Source organism: Nonomuraea zeae, from assembly GCF_005889725.1.
Classification (GTDB): domain Bacteria; phylum Actinomycetota; class Actinomycetes; order Streptosporangiales; family Streptosporangiaceae; genus Nonomuraea; species Nonomuraea zeae.
The window spans coordinates 1-20236 of the sequence record NZ_VCKX01000136.1; the positions used below are offsets into that span (position 1 = coordinate 1).

18 protein-coding genes are annotated in these 20236 nt (G+C 71.3%); 11 read left to right on the forward strand and 7 right to left on the reverse strand.

From position 1 onward, the window contains the following. The first annotated feature begins 202 nt into the window (after positions 1-202). Positions 203-2290, forward strand: a complete 2088-nt coding sequence (locus ETD85_RS34815; RefSeq protein ID WP_138694069.1) for a DNA/RNA non-specific endonuclease — start codon at positions 203-205, stop codon at positions 2288-2290. A gap of 31 nt (positions 2291-2321) precedes the next feature. On the opposite strand, the gene ETD85_RS34820 is transcribed toward ETD85_RS34815, so the two are convergent. Together ETD85_RS34820 and ETD85_RS34830 are read right to left on the reverse strand one after the other, a co-directional pair. Next, entirely contained in the window at positions 2322-3050 is a 729-nt protein-coding gene (locus tag ETD85_RS34820) for an arginase family protein (RefSeq protein ID WP_138694070.1), read from the reverse strand. 224 nt (positions 3051-3274) lie between these two features. Beyond that, positions 3275-4210, reverse strand: a complete 936-nt coding sequence (locus ETD85_RS34830) for a LysR family transcriptional regulator (RefSeq protein WP_138694071.1) — start codon at positions 4208-4210, stop codon at positions 3275-3277. Between the two features lie 242 nt (positions 4211-4452). On the opposite strand from ETD85_RS34830, the gene ETD85_RS34835 reads away from it, so the two are divergent. Both ETD85_RS34835 and ETD85_RS64890 read left to right on the forward strand, forming a co-directional pair. After that, a complete protein-coding gene (locus tag ETD85_RS34835) occupies positions 4453-5040 on the forward strand; it encodes a hypothetical protein (RefSeq protein WP_138694072.1) in 588 nt (195 codons plus the stop codon). A 285-nt stretch (positions 5041-5325) separates the two neighbouring features. Continuing rightward, on the forward strand, positions 5326-6021 hold the full coding sequence (locus ETD85_RS64890; RefSeq protein ID WP_206058980.1) for a hypothetical protein: 696 nt from the start codon (positions 5326-5328) through the stop codon (positions 6019-6021). A 325-nt stretch (positions 6022-6346) separates the two neighbouring features. Here the strand turns inward: ETD85_RS64890 and ETD85_RS34845 are convergent, their stop codons facing one another. Together ETD85_RS34845 and ETD85_RS34850 are read right to left on the reverse strand one after the other, a co-directional pair. Beyond that, positions 6347-7546 (reverse strand): MFS transporter, encoded by a 1200-nt coding sequence (locus tag ETD85_RS34845; RefSeq protein ID WP_138694073.1) that lies wholly within the window; start codon positions 7544-7546, stop codon positions 6347-6349. An 83-nt stretch (positions 7547-7629) separates the two neighbouring features. After that, the gene (locus ETD85_RS34850) at positions 7630-8601 is read right to left on the reverse strand and encodes an ArsR/SmtB family transcription factor (RefSeq protein ID WP_138694074.1); all 972 of its coding nucleotides are present in this window, start codon (positions 8599-8601) and stop codon (positions 7630-7632) included. Positions 8602-8706: 105 nt separating this feature from the next. Between ETD85_RS34850 and ETD85_RS34855 the strand changes: the two genes are divergently transcribed. Both ETD85_RS34855 and ETD85_RS34860 read left to right on the forward strand, forming a co-directional pair. After that, positions 8707-9246 carry a dihydrofolate reductase family protein gene (locus tag ETD85_RS34855; RefSeq protein WP_138694075.1) on the forward strand — a complete coding sequence of 180 codons (540 nt, stop codon included), beginning with the start codon at positions 8707-8709 and terminating at the stop codon, positions 9244-9246. A 9-nt stretch (positions 9247-9255) separates the two neighbouring features. Then, positions 9256-9786 carry a dihydrofolate reductase family protein gene (locus ETD85_RS34860; RefSeq protein ID WP_138694076.1) on the forward strand — a complete coding sequence of 177 codons (531 nt, stop codon included), beginning with the start codon at positions 9256-9258 and terminating at the stop codon, positions 9784-9786. A 181-nt stretch (positions 9787-9967) separates the two neighbouring features. Here the strand turns inward: ETD85_RS34860 and ETD85_RS34865 are convergent, their stop codons facing one another. Continuing rightward, on the reverse strand, positions 9968-10987 hold the full coding sequence (locus ETD85_RS34865) for a LacI family DNA-binding transcriptional regulator (RefSeq protein WP_206058986.1): 1020 nt from the start codon (positions 10985-10987) through the stop codon (positions 9968-9970). A 116-nt stretch (positions 10988-11103) separates the two neighbouring features. On the opposite strand from ETD85_RS34865, the gene ETD85_RS34870 reads away from it, so the two are divergent. The 4 genes from ETD85_RS34870 to ETD85_RS34885 are packed head-to-tail and all read left to right on the forward strand — an operon-like array spanning position 11104 to position 15647. Next, entirely contained in the window at positions 11104-12003 is a 900-nt protein-coding gene (locus ETD85_RS34870; protein ID WP_138694078.1) for a nitrilase family protein, read from the forward strand. Beyond that, entirely contained in the window at positions 12003-13199 is a 1197-nt protein-coding gene (locus ETD85_RS34875; protein WP_138694079.1) for a hypothetical protein, read from the forward strand. Before ETD85_RS34870 ends, ETD85_RS34875 begins: the two co-directional genes overlap by 1 nt. A gap of 14 nt (positions 13200-13213) precedes the next feature. After that, positions 13214-14617 (forward strand): amidase, encoded by a 1404-nt coding sequence (locus tag ETD85_RS34880; protein WP_138694080.1) that lies wholly within the window; start codon positions 13214-13216, stop codon positions 14615-14617. Continuing rightward, positions 14610-15647 (forward strand): alpha/beta fold hydrolase, encoded by a 1038-nt coding sequence (locus ETD85_RS34885; protein ID WP_138694081.1) that lies wholly within the window; start codon positions 14610-14612, stop codon positions 15645-15647. The genes ETD85_RS34880 and ETD85_RS34885 overlap by 8 nt, the downstream gene beginning before the upstream one ends. A 48-nt stretch (positions 15648-15695) precedes the next feature. Here ETD85_RS34885 and ETD85_RS34890 read toward each other — a convergent pair whose 3' ends face one another. Further along, positions 15696-16235 (reverse strand): DUF1062 domain-containing protein, encoded by a 540-nt coding sequence (locus ETD85_RS34890; protein ID WP_240779625.1) that lies wholly within the window; start codon positions 16233-16235, stop codon positions 15696-15698. A gap of 429 nt (positions 16236-16664) precedes the next feature. On the opposite strand from ETD85_RS34890, the gene ETD85_RS34895 reads away from it, so the two are divergent. Then, a complete protein-coding gene (locus ETD85_RS34895; protein ID WP_138694083.1) occupies positions 16665-17102 on the forward strand; it encodes a hypothetical protein in 438 nt (145 codons plus the stop codon). A 36-nt stretch (positions 17103-17138) separates the two neighbouring features. Further along, positions 17139-19001, forward strand: a complete 1863-nt coding sequence (locus ETD85_RS34900) for an ABC transporter ATP-binding protein (RefSeq protein WP_138694084.1) — start codon at positions 17139-17141, stop codon at positions 18999-19001. A 10-nt stretch (positions 19002-19011) separates the two neighbouring features. On the opposite strand, the gene ETD85_RS34905 is transcribed toward ETD85_RS34900, so the two are convergent. Further along, positions 19012-20220, reverse strand: a complete 1209-nt coding sequence (locus tag ETD85_RS34905) for a PucR family transcriptional regulator (RefSeq protein WP_138694085.1) — start codon at positions 20218-20220, stop codon at positions 19012-19014. Between the last annotated feature and the right edge of the window lie 16 nt (positions 20221-20236).

Consider the following 20236-nt stretch of genomic DNA (forward strand, 5'->3'; position numbering starts at 1 on the left):
CCACTCCCCCCGCCTGCTGGTCACCGGTCTGCCTGACGCCTCCCCCTCGTCGCTGATCCCTAAAAGGTCGGCGATGAATGGCGCTCGGCGCGCGTCGTCCGCGACGCCGGATCCCTCCCCCGATTAGACACAGAAACAGCGCCCCACCTGGGGCGATGTGAAACGACGCGGTCGTGGGGGCGTGATGGATTCGACTGCAACAATGCCCGTCGGATTTCGGGAGGCCGTCGAGGCCCGCGTGGCGGAGCGCAGTGAGGAGCGCCAGCGGAAGATCGAGCTCCTCCAGGAGCCGGGCGGGCTCGCCCTGGCCGACGACCCGGCGCGAGTGGCGACCCGGATCGACCGGCTCAGCCGCTACCACCCGGATGTGCGGCCGGTCAGCCCGGCGGCCATCGCCGCGCAGGAGCCCGCGGCGATGGCCGCGGCGGGCGCCATCCTGGAGCGGATCATCCAGACCAACGACCTGCTCGGCGTGGCGTACCTGGAGGGCGGCGTCGCCGCCGCACGGGCCGTGGGCCGGATCAACATCCGCGACCAGCGCGGACGGCTGGTGGGGTACGGCACCGGCTCGCTGGTGTCGCCGGAATTGCTGCTGACCAACCATCACGTCCTGACCGACGCCGGCACCGCCGAGCCGAGCATCGTCGAATTCGACTACCAGGACGACATCGCCGGCCGGCCGCTGCCACTGTCGGGCCTTCCGCTGGACCCGAGCCGGTTCTTCCTGGCCGACGAGCAACTCGACATCGCGCTGGTGGCCGTCAAGGCAAGCCCGGCACAGCTGGCGTCGTTCGGGTTCAACCGGCTGGTGGAGGCGGAGGGCAAGGCGATCGTCGGGGACTTCGTGACGATCATCCAGCACCCACGGGGCGAGAAGAAGCAGATAGCGCTGCGCGAGAACCGGATCGTCGACGTCAAGGACCTGTTCCTGCACTACGAGAGCGACACCGATCCGGGCTCCTCCGGCTCCCCCGTCTTCAACGACCAGTGGGAGATCGTCGCGCTGCATCATGCGAGCGTGCCGGCACCCGGGCATCAGGAGCTCGGCGGCATCGTCAACGAGGGCATCAGGGTGAGCCGGCTGCTCGCCTTCCTCCGCGACCAGCGACTCCCCTCCGCACAGCAGGCCCTGCTCGACAGGATGTTCGCCGAGCGCTTCAGCCTGCCTGGTGCCCGACCTGTGGAGCCGCGCCCGGTGCTCGACGGGACCGCGGGCCCGATCTCCGCCACGACGGCGTGGCCCGCGGCTGACGGGTCCACGTCTGACGGCGCGCTGCCCGCCAGGACGGCGTCCGATGGAACGGCGTGGCCGGCCTCCGGAGAGACAGCACAGACCCTCGTGGTCACGGCGCCGTTCGACCTGTACATCCGGTGCGGGGTGACCGATTCCGGCAGACAGTCACCCGCGCAGGAGGCCGTCTCCATCGATCCTGACTACTCCAACCGCCGGGGCTACGACCAGGGTTTCCTCTCCGGGGGCCATCGCGTCCCGCTGCCCGCCCTGAATCCCGACCTGGTGCCGCTGGCGGCGGTCAACCGCTCTCCCTCGGTCGCCACCGATCCTCCGTACGTGCTGCCGTACCACCACTTCAGCGTGGTGCTGAACAAGCGGCGGCGGCTGGCGTTCTACACGGCGGTCAACATCGACGGCAATGTCAGCGTCCGGCTGCGCAGGGAGCCCGACCGCTGGTCGTTCGACCCGCGGGTGCCGGAGGACGAGCAGGCCGGCGAGGAGATCTACCGCGCCAACCCTCTCGACCGGGGCCACCTGGTCCGCCGCCTGGACCCCGCGTGGGGCACCTCTCAGGAGGCCGCCAAGCGGGCCAATGACGACACCTTCCACTTCACCAACTGCACCCCGCAGCACGAGGACTTCAACCAGAACAAGACCACCTGGGCCGGGCTTGAGGACTACATCCTGGAGAACGCCGACAACCGGGACCTCAAGGTCAGCGTCTTCACGGGGCCGGTTCTGGCGGAGGACGACGAGCCGTACCGGAAGATTCAGCTGCCCCGCCAGTTCTGGAAGGTCGTCGTCATGGTGAAGCGGAATGGCGAGCTGTCCGCGACCGGCTATCTGCTCAGCCAGGAACGGCTCATCGACGGCCTGGAGGTCGCGCCCGAGGAGTTCTCGTACGGCGAGTACAAGACCTTCCAGGTGCCGGTCCGGCGGATCGAGGGGCTCACCGGGCTGTCGTTCGGCGACCTCGCCGCGGCGGATCCCTTCGACCGCAGGGAGGCGGCGGTCACCGCGAAGGAGATCTCCGACCTGCGGCAGCTCGAGTTGTGAGGCCAGGTCCGCGGTCCGGCCCCGCGGTCCGTCAGCGCATGAGCGCGGCTCCCAGCAGGCGGATCACTTCGGCCTCGCCGGGGTTGACGTTGTCGGTGGATGGCGCATGTTCGGTGATGGCCGCCCCGATGATGTCGTCCACCTGCGAGACGAGGTCGATCAGCCGCTGCGGCAGCACGCCGTCCGGCTCCGGGTAGCAGGTGGTGCCGAAAGCGGTGGGCTCCAGGACGTCGAGGTCGACGTGCACGTACACGGGGCCGCGCAGACCGTCCAGCACGCGCTCCAGGTCGCCGACGCCGTACCTGCGCAGGCCGGTCTGCGCGAGATATTCGTGCTCGGACACGTCACCCGCCCGCTCCCCGGCGATGATCACCTGCCGTGGCGCCAGCGGCTGCTCAGGCGTGAGGCCGGCCGGCCCGTCACCGAGCAGCGCGCGCACCACCATCCCGTGAAAGGCGCCCGACGGCAGGGTCTGCGGGCTGTAGACGTCCGGGTGCGCGTCGATCCACAACACCGTCAAAGCATCCCCATGGCGGGCGTGGGCCGCAGCGACAGCCGGGATGTCGACCGCGCAGTCACCCCCGATGGTGATCACCCGGTCGTCGATCCCGGCCAGCGCCTCCCGCGTCAGCCGCTGGTTCTCCACGAGCACGTCGAACGCGCGCACCCCGGCGACCTTCTCCCCACCGGTTTCGAGCACCGGCACGGTCACCACCGCGTCGGCCGGAACGAGCTCGGCGGCGCGACGGGCACCGGCCATCAGCCGCGGCGCCTTGCTGGATGCCGAACCTTGCCATTGAGGTACGCACAGCACAGTCGTCATGCGGCGACACTACGAGACGCCGGGATCAAATGACGATGACGGCATTTGGCCGACGGCTTACGCCCTGACGGAGTTGAGCGAAGCCGGTGAGGCGGCGATCAGGGACCTTGTCAGGAAGGCCGTCGGCTGAGCCGTGCTCGCGGCCGCGCAGCCGACGCTTTTCAGCGCGGAATCACCCAGTCCGGTGCCCAGGTCCCAGCGGTGTCGTGGCCGGCCACTGCGGTGGCGAGGTGGGCGCGGAGGGTGGCCAGCGCCGGGTGGGGGTTGTCGCGGAGCCACAGCAGCGAGTGCGGGTAGATGGGCGTCGGGTCGGTCACCGGGATGCGGCGCAGGCCGTGGCCGGCGGGCCAGACCAGGCGGGTCTGCTCGCTCATGAACGTGGCCAAGGCCGGGGTGTCGGCGATCGTGTCGAGGAGCGCGTCGGAGCCGAAATTGGGGCCCGTCGCCTCGATGGTGAGGCCGAACTCGGCGACGAGATCGTCGTAGTAGGCGGCCCACTCGGTGCCGGGGACGATGCCGGGCATCCAGATCCGATGCCCGGCGAGCTGGGCGACGGTCACTGACCGGGCGCCGGCCAGCGCGTGGGCGGGCCCGGTGAGGAGCTGGAGCGGCTCGTCGAGGACCCGTACGGACTCGATGTCCTCGGGAAGGGGGCGGCCGGGCACGGCGACGGCGCGGAAGGACACGTCGATCGCACCGGACCGAATGGCGGCGACGGCCGTCTCGACATCGAAGAGCATCACCACGTCGAGCTCGATCTCGGGGTGCGCCCGGTGGAAGCCGCGCATCAGGCCCGACGCCGCGCTGCGCGAGGCGATCACGTCGACACGCAGCGGACGGCTGCCGGGCAGCACGGACGCGACCGCGCGCTCGGCGACGCGTAGCAGCTCGCGCGCGTGAGGCAGGAACGCCTGCCCGTCGATGGTGAGCCGGGCCCCGCGCGGGGTGCGGGTGAACAGCCGCACGGCGAGGCTCTTCTCCAGCCCGGCGATGCGCTTCGAGACGGCCTGCTGGGTGATCGACAGATCTGCGGCGGCGTCCTGGAACTGGCCGGCGTCCACGACGGCGACGAACGTACGCACTGCATCAAGATCCACGCCAACCGACCCTAATGCACAACTCACAGCTGTGCACCTTCGGCCGGTCGTTCGTTTGACCGGCCTTCCATCTGCGCGTTTCGCTCGCTCAAGTCAACGGATGGTTGTTCACCGGAGCCAGGCGGGGTGCACCTGGCGGGCCCGGCGCCCTGCTCGTACTGAGCTCCCAATGAGATCCAAGCTGATTACAAGACCCGCCCGGCAGCCTGCCCGTGACGAACACGACAAGTGGAGGGGCGGAAGTGGCGAAAAGCAGAGCTGTGTGGGTGGTCGGGGCGCTGGCGGTGCTCGGGCTCGCAGGATCAGGGATCGCGGTGGCGGCGAGCAACGACGTGATCACGGCGTGCGTCAGCTCCTCGGGCAACGTCCGGATCCCGTCGACTGCGCAACCGTCGCCGAGCCCGACCCCTTCCCTCCCGACGGAGCTCGCACCGGCGGCGACCCGCGAGCCGCTGCCGGGAGACAGCGGATGCGTGGTCGGCGAAAGGGTGATCACCTGGAACCAGACCGGGCCGCAGGGACCGCAGGGCGACACGGGCGCGGCAGGTCCTCCCGGAGCGGCCTTCAGCGGCCGCGAGGCCGTCATGCGCGACACGGTGATCGCTCCCGGCACGAGCGGGTACGCCTATGCCGAATGCCCCGCCGGGAAACTGGCGATGACCGGCCACTACACCTTCCTCCGGACGGACATGCAGGTCTACACGACCCCGCTGCCGATCAACGACGTGGGCGTTTCCGTCTACGACGGCGACAGCTGGAGCCTGTACGCCACCAACACCTCCCCGAATCAGGTGAGGATCCGGGTCTGGGCGATCTGCGTGAACGCCTGAAGCAGGGGCGATAACGAGCTCTGCGGCGCGAGCGGCCACACTCCCTGGCCGCTCGCGCGTTTTCGCCCGGTCCACGACGGTCTCGAGACTGGCCTGCTTGATCAAGGCGTCCAAGAGCAGCGCGTCGTCACGAGAGGGCGAGAGAAGGACCTGGTCACGGAAGTTGAGCACCTGTTGTACGAGCACCAACTGTAGACAGACTTGGCCGAAAACAAACGAAAAACGGCTACCGGCTTCGCTGCTTCGGTAACGCCTCGATCAACGCCACGCCATCCTCCAGCACATTTGTCGGATGATCACATTCAACGACACGACCCGCTGATTGTGCTCTCTCGTTCCCCGCTCAAGATGCACATAGAGATTGAACGCGAGAAAGGCGAAAACGCGGTGGAATCCGGCTACGTACTGGCCGGTTATCGGGTCGCCACCCGCGCCGATCGGCATGATTGGCAGGACGTGGGTCTTGCAGGTCCTGGCCTGGTGTCGATGAGCGACTGCATGGTGGACCTGGTGCCAGTGGATCCCGATGGCTGGGACGATTGGTTCGCCGGCCCGCAGGAAGCCGTGATCGCGCACGAGCACGCCGGCAGGCCGGGCCTGCACGTGCTCGGGGTCGGCTTCGCCGCCGCCGACGTTCCCGGGGTGCTGGCCGATATCGCCGATGGAGGCTGGGACACCTCCGCCGGGAGCCTCCCCGAACGCCTGGCCCGGGGCGAGAGATTCCCCTCCCCCGGTGGCCGGCGGCTCGGGTTCGAGCTGGTCGGCTTCGACAGCGGGGGCTGGCATACCTGGACCTGCATCGGAGGCCTCGTCGCCGCCGTCCGCCAGGCCACCGGCGTCCAGCCGGGACCCTGGGGGCTGATCCAGGACGAGCAGGACGCTCGCCGGGCCGCGCAATGGCTCACCGACTCGGGTCTCGGCGATCCCAAGGTGTTCCGCTGGGCAGCCGCCCTGCTCACGGACGCCGCACGGTCGGATTAACCCCTTTCCACCGATGATGGCCTTGCCCCAGCCGTACGGCCTCAGACCGGGCCGGAACTCCTCCGGCTTGGCGAACACTCGGGGATCCCGGTCGGCCGAGAGCACCATGGCGATCACCCGCCGGCCGGTCTCGATGGCGTGCCCGGCGATGTCGGCCAGGCCAGTGGTGAACCGGTCGGTGCCCCCGACCGATCGGCCAGTCGCGTCCGTACGGTGTCGGTGATCCGAGGGAGCAGCGCCTGGATCGCGCGGGGCGTGAAGGCCCGGCTGACCAGCGGGCGCAGCAGCTGGTGCCGGGCGGGTCGATCGCGGACGGGCTGCCGATTCAGGCCGGCTGCGTCAGGGCCCGTTCGCGCCGTGCGACGGCGGGCATCAGGGTGACGGCGAACACCGCGCACAGGAGGCCTGTCGCGGCGCAGGCCCACCACAACATCCCGGCCTGGAACAGCACGGCGCCGACGGCGGGGCCGGCGAAGCGGGCGATGGCGGTGGTCCAGCCGTACAGCGCCTGGTACGTGCCGTGGGCGCGCTCAGGGGTGAGGTCGGCGATCAGCGCCGCCTCGAAGCCCGCCATGCCGATCTCGCCGATCGACCACAGCACCACCGTGGCCACGTAGTGCCAGGGCTGGGTGGCCACGCCGGTCAGGCCCAGGCCGAGGCCCACCACGGTCATGGAGACGCCGAGGACCGGCAGCCGGGGCAGGCGCGACAGCCAGGAGATGAACAGCGGCTGGAAGATCACCACGATGGCGCCGTTGACGGTGATGAGCAGCCCGTACAGGGAGGCCGGAAACCCGTCGGCGGCCAGCGCCAAGGGCAGCGCGTAGGCGGCCTGGGCATAAAGGACCAGGCCGGTCAGCAGGAAGATCAGCGCGGCCATCAGCACCCGGTCGCGTGCCGCGATCGCGTAGCCGTTGCGCGCGGACCTGGCGGCGGCCTTGTCATGGCCGCGCGGGATACCTACGGCCACGATCACGGCGAAGGCGACGCTGGTGGCCACGTCCAGGACAACCAGGAGCCAGAAGCCGTGGGCGAGCAGGAACCCGGCGATGGCGCCCGCGGCGGCGGTGCCCACGTTGACCGCCCAGTGCATGAGCCCGAAGGCCTTCGCGCGCAGGTGTGGCGGGGTGGTCTCGGCGACCAGCGCCGAGGCGGCGGGCCGGTAGACGTCCCCGGCCAGCCCCATGGCCAGGGCGCCGGCCATCAGCCAGGGCAGGCTGCCGGCCGCGGCGATGAGGATCAGGCAGGTTGCGGTGGCGAGTAGGCCGCTGATCAGGGTGGCCCGACGGCCGAACCGGTCGGCCAGATAGCCGCCCAGCGGCTGCCCGCCCAGACCGCCCAGCCCGTACGCGGAGACGACCGCGGCGATCTGGGCGGCCGCATAACCCCGCCCGGTCAGATAGAACACCAGGAACGGGAGCACGACCCCGCCGAACCTGTTGACCAGCTGGCCGGAGAACAGCAGCCAGAACACCTTGGGCAGCCCCTGGAACACGGTGGGGCGGGCGGGAGCCGTGACGGTCATGAGTGCATGGTGCGGGCGGCCCGCGGGCGGGGCGACACATTCGGCCCCCGCCGAATCCACGCCACCGAATCGACGCTGCCGGATCAGCCGTCCAGCAGGGCCTGGGCGCGCGGGGTCCGGACGTAGAGCATGACGCGGCCGACGCGGTGCTTGGTGACCAGGCCCGCCGACAGCAGCAGGGTGAGCTGCTCGGAGACGCTCCCAGGGGCCAGGCCGGTGCGGCGGGACAGGTCGGTGGTGGAGGCCGGGCTGTCGAGCTGGCCCAGCAGCAGCGCGCGGGAGCGGCCGATGACGGCGGCCAGCGCGTCGGGGGCGGGCGCGCTGCCGCGCTCCCACAGCGTGGCGATGGCGCGCACCGGATAGGTGATGGCCGCCTGGCCGGGAGAGTCGGTGCGGTAGAGAAATGTGGGCCAGACGAAGACGGACGGGGCCAGCAGCAGGCCCTCGCCGTTCAGCGTCCGGGACCACTCCTGCGGGCGCTGCTCCAGGAAGAGGGTGCGATCTTCCCAGCTGATGGCCGGGTGCATATCCGCGAACACCCCGGCCGGGCCGTGTTCGGCGAACTGCCGGGCGCGGTAGAGCAGGTCGCCTTCGAGGAGGTTGCGCATGCGCGGCCAGTGCGGTGCCATGGCCAGCCGCCAGTAGGCCTCGATGGAGTGCACCAGCCGCTCGAGGCCCGAGTCCGGGTCCTGGTGCAGCTCCATGGCACAGCCGGTCAGCGAGCCGGGCGTCTCGTCGGCCATGCGCTCGAGGCCCGTGCGAATGATCTCGTGCGGGGTGGCGCGCAGGACCGCCAGTTCGCCGGCCAGGTCCGGGGTCGGGCTGGTGGGGACGGGGCACAGGAAGTCGGGAATGTACGGGCCGCCGGGGACGAGGTCGAGCAGCGGCGCCAGCTCGCCGCCCAGTTGGGGGCGCACCTCCTTGAACCACGGCAGATGCAGGACGCGCCCGGCGGGCGTGCGCAGCGCGTGGACGCCGGCGGAGACCTCCCTGAGCGGCGAGTACGCGAACCTGATCGAGGTCAGGTCGTAGGCGGAGAACGCCACCGTGAGCATGCGAGAACCCCTTGGATTCGGCTGCGGCCGAATGTATCGCATGGGGCCTCGACCGGGCCACACCATGAAGCCCACCAGGACTTGCCCCTACCGCAGGAGTTCTCGATGAGGAAAATCGTCGCGGAGTTGTTCTCGTCACTGGACGGCGTCGTCGCCGCGCCGGACCAGTGGCACGGCCCGTACCACAACGACGAGATCGAGCGAGACATCCAGGCCGGTCTGGCGGCCGCGGACACCATGCTGCTGGGCCGCCGCACCTACCAGGAGCACGCGGGCTTCTGGCCGACGGAGAGCGGAGGGCCGGCGGACCTGATGAACGACATCGACAAGGTCGTCTTCTCCGCCACGCTGAGCGAGGTCGGCTGGCGTAACTCCAGGCTGGCCACCGGTGACCTCGCCGAAGAGGTCGCGCGGCTCAAGAGCCGGCCGGGCAGGGACATCCTGGTGACCGGAAGCGTCACCCTCGTCCAGACCCTGCTGCGCGCCGGCGTGCTGGACGAGCTGCGACTGCTCGTTGACCCGGTCGTCGTCCGCGACGGCAGAAGACTGTTCGCGTCCGATGGCGACCGGCTGTCCTGCTCGCTCGTCGGCTCACGCACCTACCAGAGCGGCACCATCTCCGCCACCTACGCGATCAACCACTAGGAGAACTCCATGCGCAAGGTCGTGCTCTACCACCTGATGTCGCTCGACGGCATCGCCTACGAAGACGGCGACTGGCTCGCCGACGACGGCCCCCGGCTCGTCGCCTACCTCGGCCGGGTCATCGCCACCCAGGACGACGTCCTGCTGGGACGCGGAACCTACGACTACTGGGCAGGGCACTGGCCCACGTCCGACTTCCAGCCGTTCGCCGACTTCATCAACGGCGTCCCCAAGCACGTCGTCACCTCCAGCACGCCCACCCGGCACTGGGCGCATTCCACGCTTGTCACCACCCCCGCGCACGACTACGTGACCGCACTGAAGCAGGAGCCCGGCGGCGACATCGGCATCCACGGCAGCATCGAATTGGCCCGCTCGCTGCTTCAGGCCGGGCTGGTTGACGAACTACGGCTGGTCGTCGCACCGGCGGTGGTCGGCCACGGCAGGCGGGTGTTCGAGGGCGACGACGTCCAGTCGTGGAAGCTGCTCGAGGTCGAACGGGGTCAGAACGGCACATTGTTCCTGGACTACAGCCGCTGAGACACGATCCACGGCACCTCCGGACCCTGCACGCCTGCCGCCGGCGACACCTGCCCGACCATCCGACTGTCCTACCCGCGCGCCGAATGCCCGTCCAAGCCCGCCACCACGAAGCCCGACCCGCACCGGCAGGGGTGGACCCCACCATTCGGCGCTCCAGCATCTCGCGCAAGCCGAGCGGTCAGGCGACGGTGGCGGTGGAGGCTCGGGCGGCGAGGACGGGAGGCAGGCGTTCCGATCGCACCTCTTCCCCGAACAGCAGGCCGGTCAGCAACTGCAGCGCCCTGCGCCCCATCTCCCGCATGGGCACGGAGACGCTGGTCAGAGGGATCGGCAGCTCGGCGGCCAGCGGCGTGTCGTTGTAGCCCATGATCGAGATGTCGGTCCCGACCGTGAGGCCGTGGTCGCGGGCCGCGCCCATGGCGCCGATGGCCGCGAAGTCGTTCACCGCGAAGATCGCAGTCGGCCGGTCAGGGCCGGCGAGCAGCCGCTCGGCCGCCGCCCGCCCGCCCGCGGTGTCGAACGGCGAGTACAGCACCTGCGGTGCGGGCAGGCCGCGTTCGCGGTAGAGGGCGACGAACCCGGCGGTGCGGTCGGCACCCGTGCTCGCGTACGGCTCTCCGGCGATCACCGCCACCTCGGTGTGGCCCAGTTCGAGCAGGTGCTCGGCCGCCAGCCGCCCGCCCAGCAGGTCGTCGGCGGTGACCGACGGATGCTCGCCGGCACTCCGGTTGACCAGCACGAACTTCCCGCCCTGCGCGGCCAGCTCGTCGAGGAAGCCGCTGTCCAGAGTGGCGTCGCCGAAGATGAGCCCGTCGACCCGGCGGGCGAGCAGCATCCTGGTCCGCAGCCGTCGCGTCTTGTCGTCGTCGTGGCTGTTCGCGGTGATGGTGGTGAGCCCGAGCTCCCCCGCCGCCTCGTCGATGCCCTCGTAGATCATCGCGAGCACCAGGTCGGACAGCCGCGGCACGAGGACGCCGACGAGCTTGCTCCGCCCCGTACGCAGGCCGCTCCCGTGAGGGTCCGGCTGGTATCCCAGCTCCTGTGCCAGGCTCCGGATCCGCGTGGCCGTGTCGCCGGACGCCGCACGGGCGCCGTCGTCAGCACGCCCGTTGAGGACCCTGGACACCGTCGAGACATGCAGACCGAGCTGGTCGGCGATGGAGCGCAGAGTCACCTGGGGCGCTTTGGGGTCAGCCACGAATCCTCGCTTCCGATCAAGGACCACGGTAGCGCCTCTTGACGGCATACCGAAGCGGAGTCCATGCTAACCCAAACGTTTGGCCCAAACGTTTGGGTTAGCGGAAGGAATCTGACATGACCGACGCAGCGGACCCGCCAGTCAGCCCGGCCCGGGTGGCGGTGATCCAGTTCGACCCCCAGGTCGGCCTGGACAATTGCGCAGCCAATGCCGATCGGGCGCTCGCGCTCGCCACCCGCGCGGCCCGGGACGGGGCGACGCTGATCGTCCTGCCCGAGCTGTCGACCACGGGATACAGCTTCCGCGACCGCGCCGAGGCGTACGAGCACGCCGAAGAGGTCCCGGACGGGCCGACGGTCAAGGCGTGGGAGTCCTTCGCCCGCGAGCACGGGGTGCACCTGGTCGGCGGACTGGCCGAGCGCGACGGCGTACGACTCTATGACACCGCCGTCCTCGTGGGCCCCGGCGGGTACGTCGGCCGCTACCGCAAGGCCCACCTGTGGAACCGGGAGAAGCTCTGGTTCACGCCCGGCGACCTCGGCTTTCCCGTGTTCGAGACCCCGATCGGCCGCATCGGCCTGCTGATCTGCTGGGACATCTGGTTCCCCGAGGTGCCGCGGCTCCTGGCCCAGCAGGGGGCCGACATCATCTGCAGCGTCAACAACTGGGTCTGGACGCCACCGCCGATCTTCGACGAGACCGGGCGGTGCATGGCCTCGTACCTGACCATGACCGCCGCGCACGTGAACAACGTCTTCATCGCCGCCGCCAACCGGGTCGGCACCGACCGGGGCGCCCGGTTCCTGGGCTGCTCCCTCATCGCCGGCACCAACGGCTGGCCCATCGGCCGGGTGGCGGGCGCCGATGAGGAGACCATACTCACGGCCGACATCGACATCGTCTCCGCGCGGAGCGCGCCGATCTGGAACCAGCTCAACGACCTCATCCGCGACCGGCGCGGCGACCTGTACGACCCGATGCTCGGCTATACGCTGGGCCAGTCGGCGCCCCGCTGATGACCACCACCACCGCACCGGCCCGCCTCGGAGCGCGACGGCTGGGCGCCGCCGCCGCGGTCGTCGCGGCGGCGGCCCTGCTGGCCACCTTGCTGGCGGCCGCGCAACCCGCCCTGCCGTCCCTCGTCCCCGGCTACGCCTCCTGGGGGCTGGGCTACACGGATCCGACCTGGTACGCGTACTGGATCCTCGGCGACACCACCGAGCCGATCCTGGCGAAGTCGGCGCTCGGCGGCCTGCTGATGATCGCCGGAGCCACGCTGGCCCACGTCGCCCGGCGCCGCGGCCGGCGGTGGCAGGGGTTCGCGATGGCCTGCGGCACGGGCGACCTGTGGCCGTGGGTGCTGGTCGCGGCCGGCATGGGGCTGCTGGCCAGCAACCTGCTCTGGGGCTGGACGCTGGGCGATTGGCAGCCGACCTTCGCCCCGCTCGTGTCCGTCCCGCCCGCCCTCGTGATCGTGTACGGCCCCGGCTGGCGTGTCGCGTCGACCGGAGCCGTACTCGGCGCCATCCTGGTCACACCGATCGCTCTGGTGCTGGTGAACCTGGTGTGCGTGCCGATGAACCTGTCGCCCGTGGTCGGAGCCACCCTGGCCATGTCACTCGGCGGGCTCGCCGCCTTCTGGCTGTGCCGGAGGCTGCCCTGGTTCCCGCCGCCACGCACGATGCGCACCTCACCGCCGCAGGGAGTGGACGAGCCGCCGGCACCCGCCCGGTACGGTCCCTCCTGGGTGCCGCGCCGCATCCTGGCGGATTTCACCGAGGCACACTTCTACGGCAACGAGTGGGCGGGAGCGGGCCTGCTGCTGGGCTGCGTCCTGCACTTCCTCCTCAACCCCGCGGCGACCGCGTACGGCAGCGGGCTGCTCCCCCACCTGCTCGCGACGCAGGTGCTGACCGCCGCCTGCGGGGTGCTGCTGTGGGGCGGACGGTGGGCGGCCAACGGCTGGTACCCGACCTTCGTCCCGATCGTCTCCGTGGCACCGGCCACCGTGCTGGCCTTCGGCGGCACGCTGCCGTCGATCGTGGCCGGGGCCGTGCTCGGCGCCGCCGTCGCTCCCCCGCTCGCGGCGGCGCTGGCCCGGCGGCTGCCTGACGACGTCCAGCCCATGGTCGCCTACACCGCGGCCATGGCCGTGTGCACGGCGGCGATCATCCCTCTGCTCGGCCTGCTCCCCGGCTTCCACCACGTATGACCAGGAAGGACTTCATGCCCACACCAACCGGCCGAGCCGTTGGCGAGCGGCCGCACCTCGGCCGGCGCGGCTACTTCGCCGGCCGCACGATCTCCGAGCTCGCGGAGGACCTGCGCGCGGGGCGTACCACGTCGGTGGAGCTCACCAAGCACGCGCTCGACGCCGTCGCGGCGCTGGACCCCATGCTCAACGCGTTCGTCACCGTCGACGCGGAAGGCGCGCTGGCCGCGGCCGGCCACGCCGACGCGGAGCTGGCGCGCGGCATCGACCGGGGGCCACTGCACGGCCTGCCCGCCGGGGTGAAGGACGTCATCATGGTCGCGGGCCTGCCCGCGACCATGGGCTCGCGGCACTTCGCCGGCCACGTCGCCGACGCCGACGCCGCCTGCGTGACCGGCCTGCGCCAGGCCGGAGCCGTCGTCGTCGGCAAGACCACCACCCATGAGTTCGCGTACGGCCCGACCGGCGACCGCTCGGCGGCCGGCCCTTCGCTCAACCCGCGCGACGCCTCCCGCATGTCGGGCGGGTCCAGCGGGGGCAGCGCGGTGGCCGTGGCGGCGGGCATGGTCCCGCTCGCGCTCGGCACCGACACCGGCGGCTCCTCCCGCGTCCCCGCGGCGCTGTGCGGGATCGCCGGCTTCAAGCCGGCCTACGGCGCGATCCCGCTCGACGGCGTGTTCCCCCTGGCGCGATCCCTGGACCACGTCGGCGTGCTCGCGGGACAGAGCCAGGACTGCCTGCTCGCCTACCGTGCCCTCACCGCGCCGGGCACCGGCCGGGAAGCACCCGGGCTCGCGCGGGCCGGCCGGCCGGGAGTCACCTGGCTCGACCCCGCCGCCCTCTTCCCCTGCGACCCGCGCGTGGTCCATGCCGCCCGCCAGGCCCTGGGGTCCATCACCGGCGCGGTGCGCGAGCACCGGCTCTCCGCGCAGGACGCCGGCGACCTGAAGGAGACGTTCACCGCCATCCAGGGGCGCGAGGTGGTGGCCGTGCACGCGGACCGCATGGCGAAGCACCCCTCCCTGTTCGACGGGGAGGTGCTGCAGCGCCTGCGGGCCGCCGCCGCGATCCCCCAGTGGCGGTACGTACGCGCGCTGGAGACCAGGACCCGGCTGGCCGGCGCGGCCGGCGCGCTGTTCGAGCACCATGACGTGCTCGCGCTGCCGGCCGTGCCCGTCACCGCCCCGCCACTCGGCTGCAGGGAGCTCGACGTGGACGGCACGCTCGTCACCGTCCGAGAGGCCCTGCTCGCGCTGACCAGCCCGTGGAACGTGCTGGGCCTGCCGGCGCTGAGCATTCCCGCGGGGACGGTGGACGGCCTGCCGGTCGGGCTCCAGCTCGTCTGCCGGCCCGGACACGAACAGCAACTCTTCCGAACCGCCCTATCTTGCACTTCATCTGGAGATATCCATGCATGACGTCTTTGAACTGCCGGCTTTCGAGCTCGACGGGGGCGCCGTCCTCGACCCGGCCCGGCTGGCCTACAAGACCTATGGCGAGCTGAACGGCACCCGCACGAACGCCGTGCTCTTCCCCACCTGGTTCGCCGGGGACCACACCTCCAACGAGTGGCTCATCGGCCCGGGCAAGGCGCTCGACCCGCGCGAGCACTTCGTCATCGTGCCCAACCTCTTCGGCAACGGCGTGTCCTCCTCACCCTCCAACACCCCCTCACCCCACGACGCCGCGGACTTCCCCGCCATCACGATCCGCGACAACGTCCGCGCGCAGCACCGCCTGGTCACCGAGCACTTCGGCATCGAGCGGCTGGCGCTCGTGCTCGGCTGCTCGATGGGCGCCCTGCAGACCTACCAGTGGGCGGTCAGCCATCCCGGCATGGTCGAGCGCGCGCTTCCGTTCTGCGGGGCGCCGAGGACGTCGCCGCACAACGCGGTCTTCATCGAGAGCCTGCGCGCCACTCTCACCCTCGACGCCGCCTACGAGGGCGGGCGCTACAAGGCGCAGCCGCTGGCGGGGATCAGGGCGTTCGCCCGCGTGTACGCCGGCTGGGGATTCTCGCAGGCCTTCTACTGGGAGGAGACGTACCGGCAGCTCGGGTTCGACTCGCTGGAGGAGTTCCTGACCGGCTTCTGGGAGGCCAACTTCATCGGCCAGGACGCCAACGACCTCCTCGCCATGCTCCGTACCTGGCAGGACGCCGACGTCTCGGCCACGCCCGGGCTGGGGGGCGACATCGAACGCGCACTCGGCTCCATCCGGGCCGAGGTCCTCGCCCTGCCCGCCGAGAAGGACCTGTACTTCCCGCCGGAGGACGAGGTCCGCGCCGCCCGCCACATCCCTCATGGCCGGGTACGCCCCATCCCCGGCATCTGGGGCCACCTCACTGGGGGCGGCGGCAATCCGGCGGACGCCGCCTTCATCGGCGACGCCGTCCGCGACCTGCTCGCCACGCCTTCGCCCGCCGCCCTGGAGCCGGCCCGGCCATGATGCTCGCCATGCCCCGGCCGTCGTGGCCGGGGCATGGCCGGCGCCCCGCTAGTCCCCGGGCATCACGGTGAAGGTGAACCCGGCGCTCGTCGTGCGGCGCAGCGGACTGTCGCACTTGACCCGGCGCAGCACCTCGTTCCTGCTGAGGCCGAGCCCCTGCGCGATGAGCCGCTCCGGGCGTACCGGCACCGGATCCTCGAAGCGGACCGCCACCTGGACCGGCATCGCCCCGTCGAGCCAGGCCGGTGGGGCGTCCAGCCGCCAGGCCCCCTTCCAGTCCAGGGTGAAGCGGTTGCGCCGGGCGAACAGCGGATCCAGCAGCCTGGACGCCACCAGCTCCGGATCGTTGGCGTAATAGCCGCCGAGCTCGGCCGGATCGAGTGACCTGACGGGCGTCCGCTCGTGCACGGTGAGCTTGCTGGTCCGGTCGCAGGACACGCAGCGGACCAGCAGCCACACGTCCAGCAGCTTGCCGTTGGCGTTGACGCGGAACCTGCCCTCGCCGGTGGTGGCCGACTCCGACGGGCAGCCCACGCACCGCAACGACAGCAGCGGCAGCCTGGTACGGCGAACGACCCAGGGCAGCACAGTATGAGGTTGTGAAGACATGATCTCTCTAGACCTGACACGAGGCCGATTACGCGCGGCCTCAATCGCTGTACGACCGGGCGCGCAAGGGCAGCCCGGCGGAGCCGGCGGCAAGGCCGGCTTGAAGGTGAGCGGAAGAACGTGTCAGGTCTGGAGAGCAGGCGGGGTCACGCGGTCTTGTCCTCTGTCCTCACTACGACGGGGCCGCAGGCAACCTACGGGATCGCGGGAGGAAGGCTCAAACGGTTTTCCGCCGATGGTCCGACGCGGGTACGCCTCGGGACGCGTCCGGCCGGAGGGCCTTCCTCGTGCCGCCCACGCGGACACCGCCCGAAACGTCGTGCCGTCCCATGGCAGGGTCGCCCACCCTGCACCGGATCTCGACATCGGCTACGCATCAGGAGCACACCGGCCTGCTTTGATGGCGCGGTGATCAAGCAGAGAAGCCATCCGACGGAAGCCGGCGACCTCCGCTGGGCTTTCGGCTGCGCATTCCCCGTGATCATCGCCCTCTCGTTCGCGACCCTCGGAACCTTCTTCGAGATTCACCTGGTGGCTCGGGCGCACGTCTACTGCGCCGGTGACCTGAGCTCGGGAGAGAACTTCGCCGGATCCCTGTGGATGGTGAGCCGCCTCGTCCTCTTTCCGGTTGTCTCGGTGGTGTCGGCGCTCGTCTCGCCGGTCTTCCAGATGCTCGCCCGGCTGCCGCGCCTGGCCGGCCGCCTGTGGCTGGAGCTCCTCCTGCTGGCGCTCACCATCGCCGTCTCGGCCGCCGGGCCGGTCGCCCTGACCCTGTACGACCTGGCCACCCAGGGCACGCCGGGCGACTGCGTCCTGCCTTGGTGGCCCTCCTGGCTGCCCGCCTGACCGACGATTGTCGGTCCCGGTGGGCACACTCCCCTCATGCCCGATGAGCCCCTCGAACTCGGTGAGATCGCACCCTCCGACCACCACGTCCACCACGCCACCATGGCCGAGGCCGGATTCCTGGCCATCGCCCGGCGGCTGCCCGCACTCATCGTCCAGGCGTTCGGCATGGCCTGGGAGGCCAGCCCGCGCGACACCGTGACCACCGTCCTGCTCAACCTGCTCGGCGGGGTCGTCACCGCGTTCGGGCTGCTGGCCACCACCGGCGTGCTGACCGCGCTGTTCAGCGAGGGGCCGACGCCCGACCGGGTGCTGGCCGCGCTGCCCAGCCTGGTCCTGGTCGGCGCCGCCGCGGTGGTCCGTACGCTGCTGCAGGCGGGCGCCGGCTGGGCCGAGGCGCGGCTCAGCCCGCAGATCGAGCGCGCCTCCGAGGAGCGGCTCTACACCGTGACCAGCCGGGTCGAGCTGGTCGCCTTCGACGACCCCGAGTTCCACAACGGCCTCGAACGCGCCAGGGGCCGCGCCTCGGGCGTCGCGAGCTGGGTGGTGTCCGCGGCCGTCGACGTGGTCACGTCCCTCATCAGCCTCGCGGCGGCGGTCGGCGTGCTCGGCGTCCTGCATCCGGTGCTGATCCCGCTGCTCCTGCTGGCCGTGCTGCCCGACGCGTGGGCCGCGGTCCGCAGCGCGCGCCAGCGTTACTCCACCGTGTACGGGCTCGGCCCGGCCCGCCGCCGCAAGTGGATACTCGCCGAGCTGCTGGCCGACCGCGATCCCGCCGCCGAGGTGCGCGCGTTCACCATGCGGCGCTTCCTGCTGCGCGTGTACGACGCGGTGGCCCGGGCCGAGCAGGAGGAGATGCTGAAGCTGGTCAGGCGGCAGACGCTCACCCGGCTCGCCGGCAACGCCCTCGGCGGCATCGGCAGCGCCGTGGTCTACGTCGCGCTCGGCCTGCTGCTGGTGCTCGGCGCGATCCCCCTGGCCGTGGCCGGCACCGCCGTCCTCGCCATCCGTTCGAGCCAGAGCTCGCTGTCCAGCCTGATGTTCACCGTCAACAGCCTCTACGAGCAGGGGCTCTATTTCACCGACTTCCTGCGGTTCTGCGCCGACGCCGAGGGTCGCCTGATCCCGCCGCGCCCGCTGCCCGCGCCCGAGGGCTTCGACCGCATCACCGCCGACAGCCTCACCTTCACCTATCCGGGGGCGGAGGAGCCGGCCCTGCGCGGGGTGTCCGTCGAGATCAAGCGCGGCGAGATCGTCGCCTTCGTCGGTGAGAACGGCTCGGGCAAGACCACCCTGTCCAAGATCCTCGCCGGCCTGTACGAGCCGGACACGGGCACCGTCCGCTGGGACGCCACCGACCTGCGCCAGGTCAGCCCGGAGGACCTGCGCACCCGCACCGCCGTGATCGCCCAGGACCACACCCGCTGGCCGCTCACCGCCCGCTACAACATCACCATGGGCACCGACAAGGGCGAGCCCGCCCTGCTGTCGGCCGCCGCCGTCGCCGGGGCCGACAAGGTCGTGGACGCCTTACCCCATGGCTACCGCACCCTGCTGGATCGCCGTTTCAAGGACGGCCACGAGCTGTCCGGCGGCCAGTGGCAGCGCATCGCCGTGGCCCGCGGCTTCCACCGCGACGCCGACCTGCTCATCTGCGACGAGCCGACCGCGGCCCTCGACGCCCGCGCGGAGCACGCCCTCTTCGAGCGGATTCGCACCCACGCCGACGGCCGGACCGTCCTGCTCATCACCCACCGCCTGGCCAGCGTGCGCCACGCCGACCGCATCTACGTCCTGGAGCACGGCGAGGTCGTCGAGCAGGGTGATCACGAAACGCTGCTCGCGCTCGACGGCCTCTACGCCGACCTCTACACGCTGCAGGCCAGCGCCTACCGGTGAGCCACGGGGGTCAGCAGCGAGGCGGCGCGTCGGCCGACTCGGTGATCATGAGTTCGTCGGCCCGCAGGGCGAGCAGGATGTCCGGGCGCACCAGGTCGGCCGGCTGCTCGGCGTTCAGGAGCTGCAGGATGCGGCGCAGCCGGTAGCTGACGGTGTTCTCGTGGACCGACAGCTGGTGGGCGGTGGCGCGCGTGGACAGCCCGTTGGCGAGATGCACCCGCAGAGTCGTCACCAGGGCCGGGCTGGTCCGCAGCGGGCCGAGGATCGTCTCGGTGAGCCGGGTGGCATCCAGCGGGTTGCCGATCAGCAGCACCTCGGGGATGACCCGCTCGAACGGGACGACCGCCCGGTCAGCCTTCATCCGCAGCCCGGCCTCCAGGGCGGACAGCGCCTCCCGGCACGAGGCGCCCACCTCGCCCAGTCGCGGCCGCGGCTGCCCCAGGCCGATGACGAGCCCCGCCGGCAGGCCGGGCCGTACCGCCGCGCGCCCGAGCAGGTCCCCGATCCCGTCGATGTCGGCCAGCACGAGCAGCAGCGCGGAGCCCATGCCCCCGACGAGCAGCCGGCTGCGCAGCCGTGGCCGGATCGCGTCCACGATGATGCGCCGGGCACCGGCGAGCGCGAGCGGTGACGCTCCCCCGGGCAGGTCGATCGCCACCCCACGGTGCGGCTGCTGCGCCTGCACGCCGACCAGCCGCGCGCGTTCCTCGACGTCGGCGGGGTCGAGCGGCTCCCCGCCGGCCAGCCGGGACACCAGGTCGGTGGCGATCTGGTCGAGGTGGCCGGCCGACTCGGTCCGGGTCGCCCGGTACGCGTCCAGGGTCGCCTCGATCATGGCGTCGGTGACCGCGGCCAGCCGGCGCGAGAGATCCATCAGGCCGATGGTGTCCAGCGGGGGGCCGGCCGCGGCGAATCGTTCGAGCAGGTCGCGCTCGGCGGCGTGCCAGGACGCGACCACGCCCTCCACCGGCACGCCCTGGATCGCGCGCCGTTCGCCGAGCGCGGCCGCGGGCGCCAGCTCCTCCCCCTGGAGGGTGCGGCGTTCGGCCACGGCCATGATCAGCGTCCGCACGTTCCTGGCGACCACGTCGGCCAGATCGGCGACGTCCATCCGCGCGTCGTCGTAGCCGGGCAGCTGCTCCCAGACCGCGGCCACCCGCGACGCCGCGATGTCTTCGAGCTGAGTGAGGAGGATCCGGGCTCGTTGTGTGAAATCCACAAGGGACCGCCTTTCA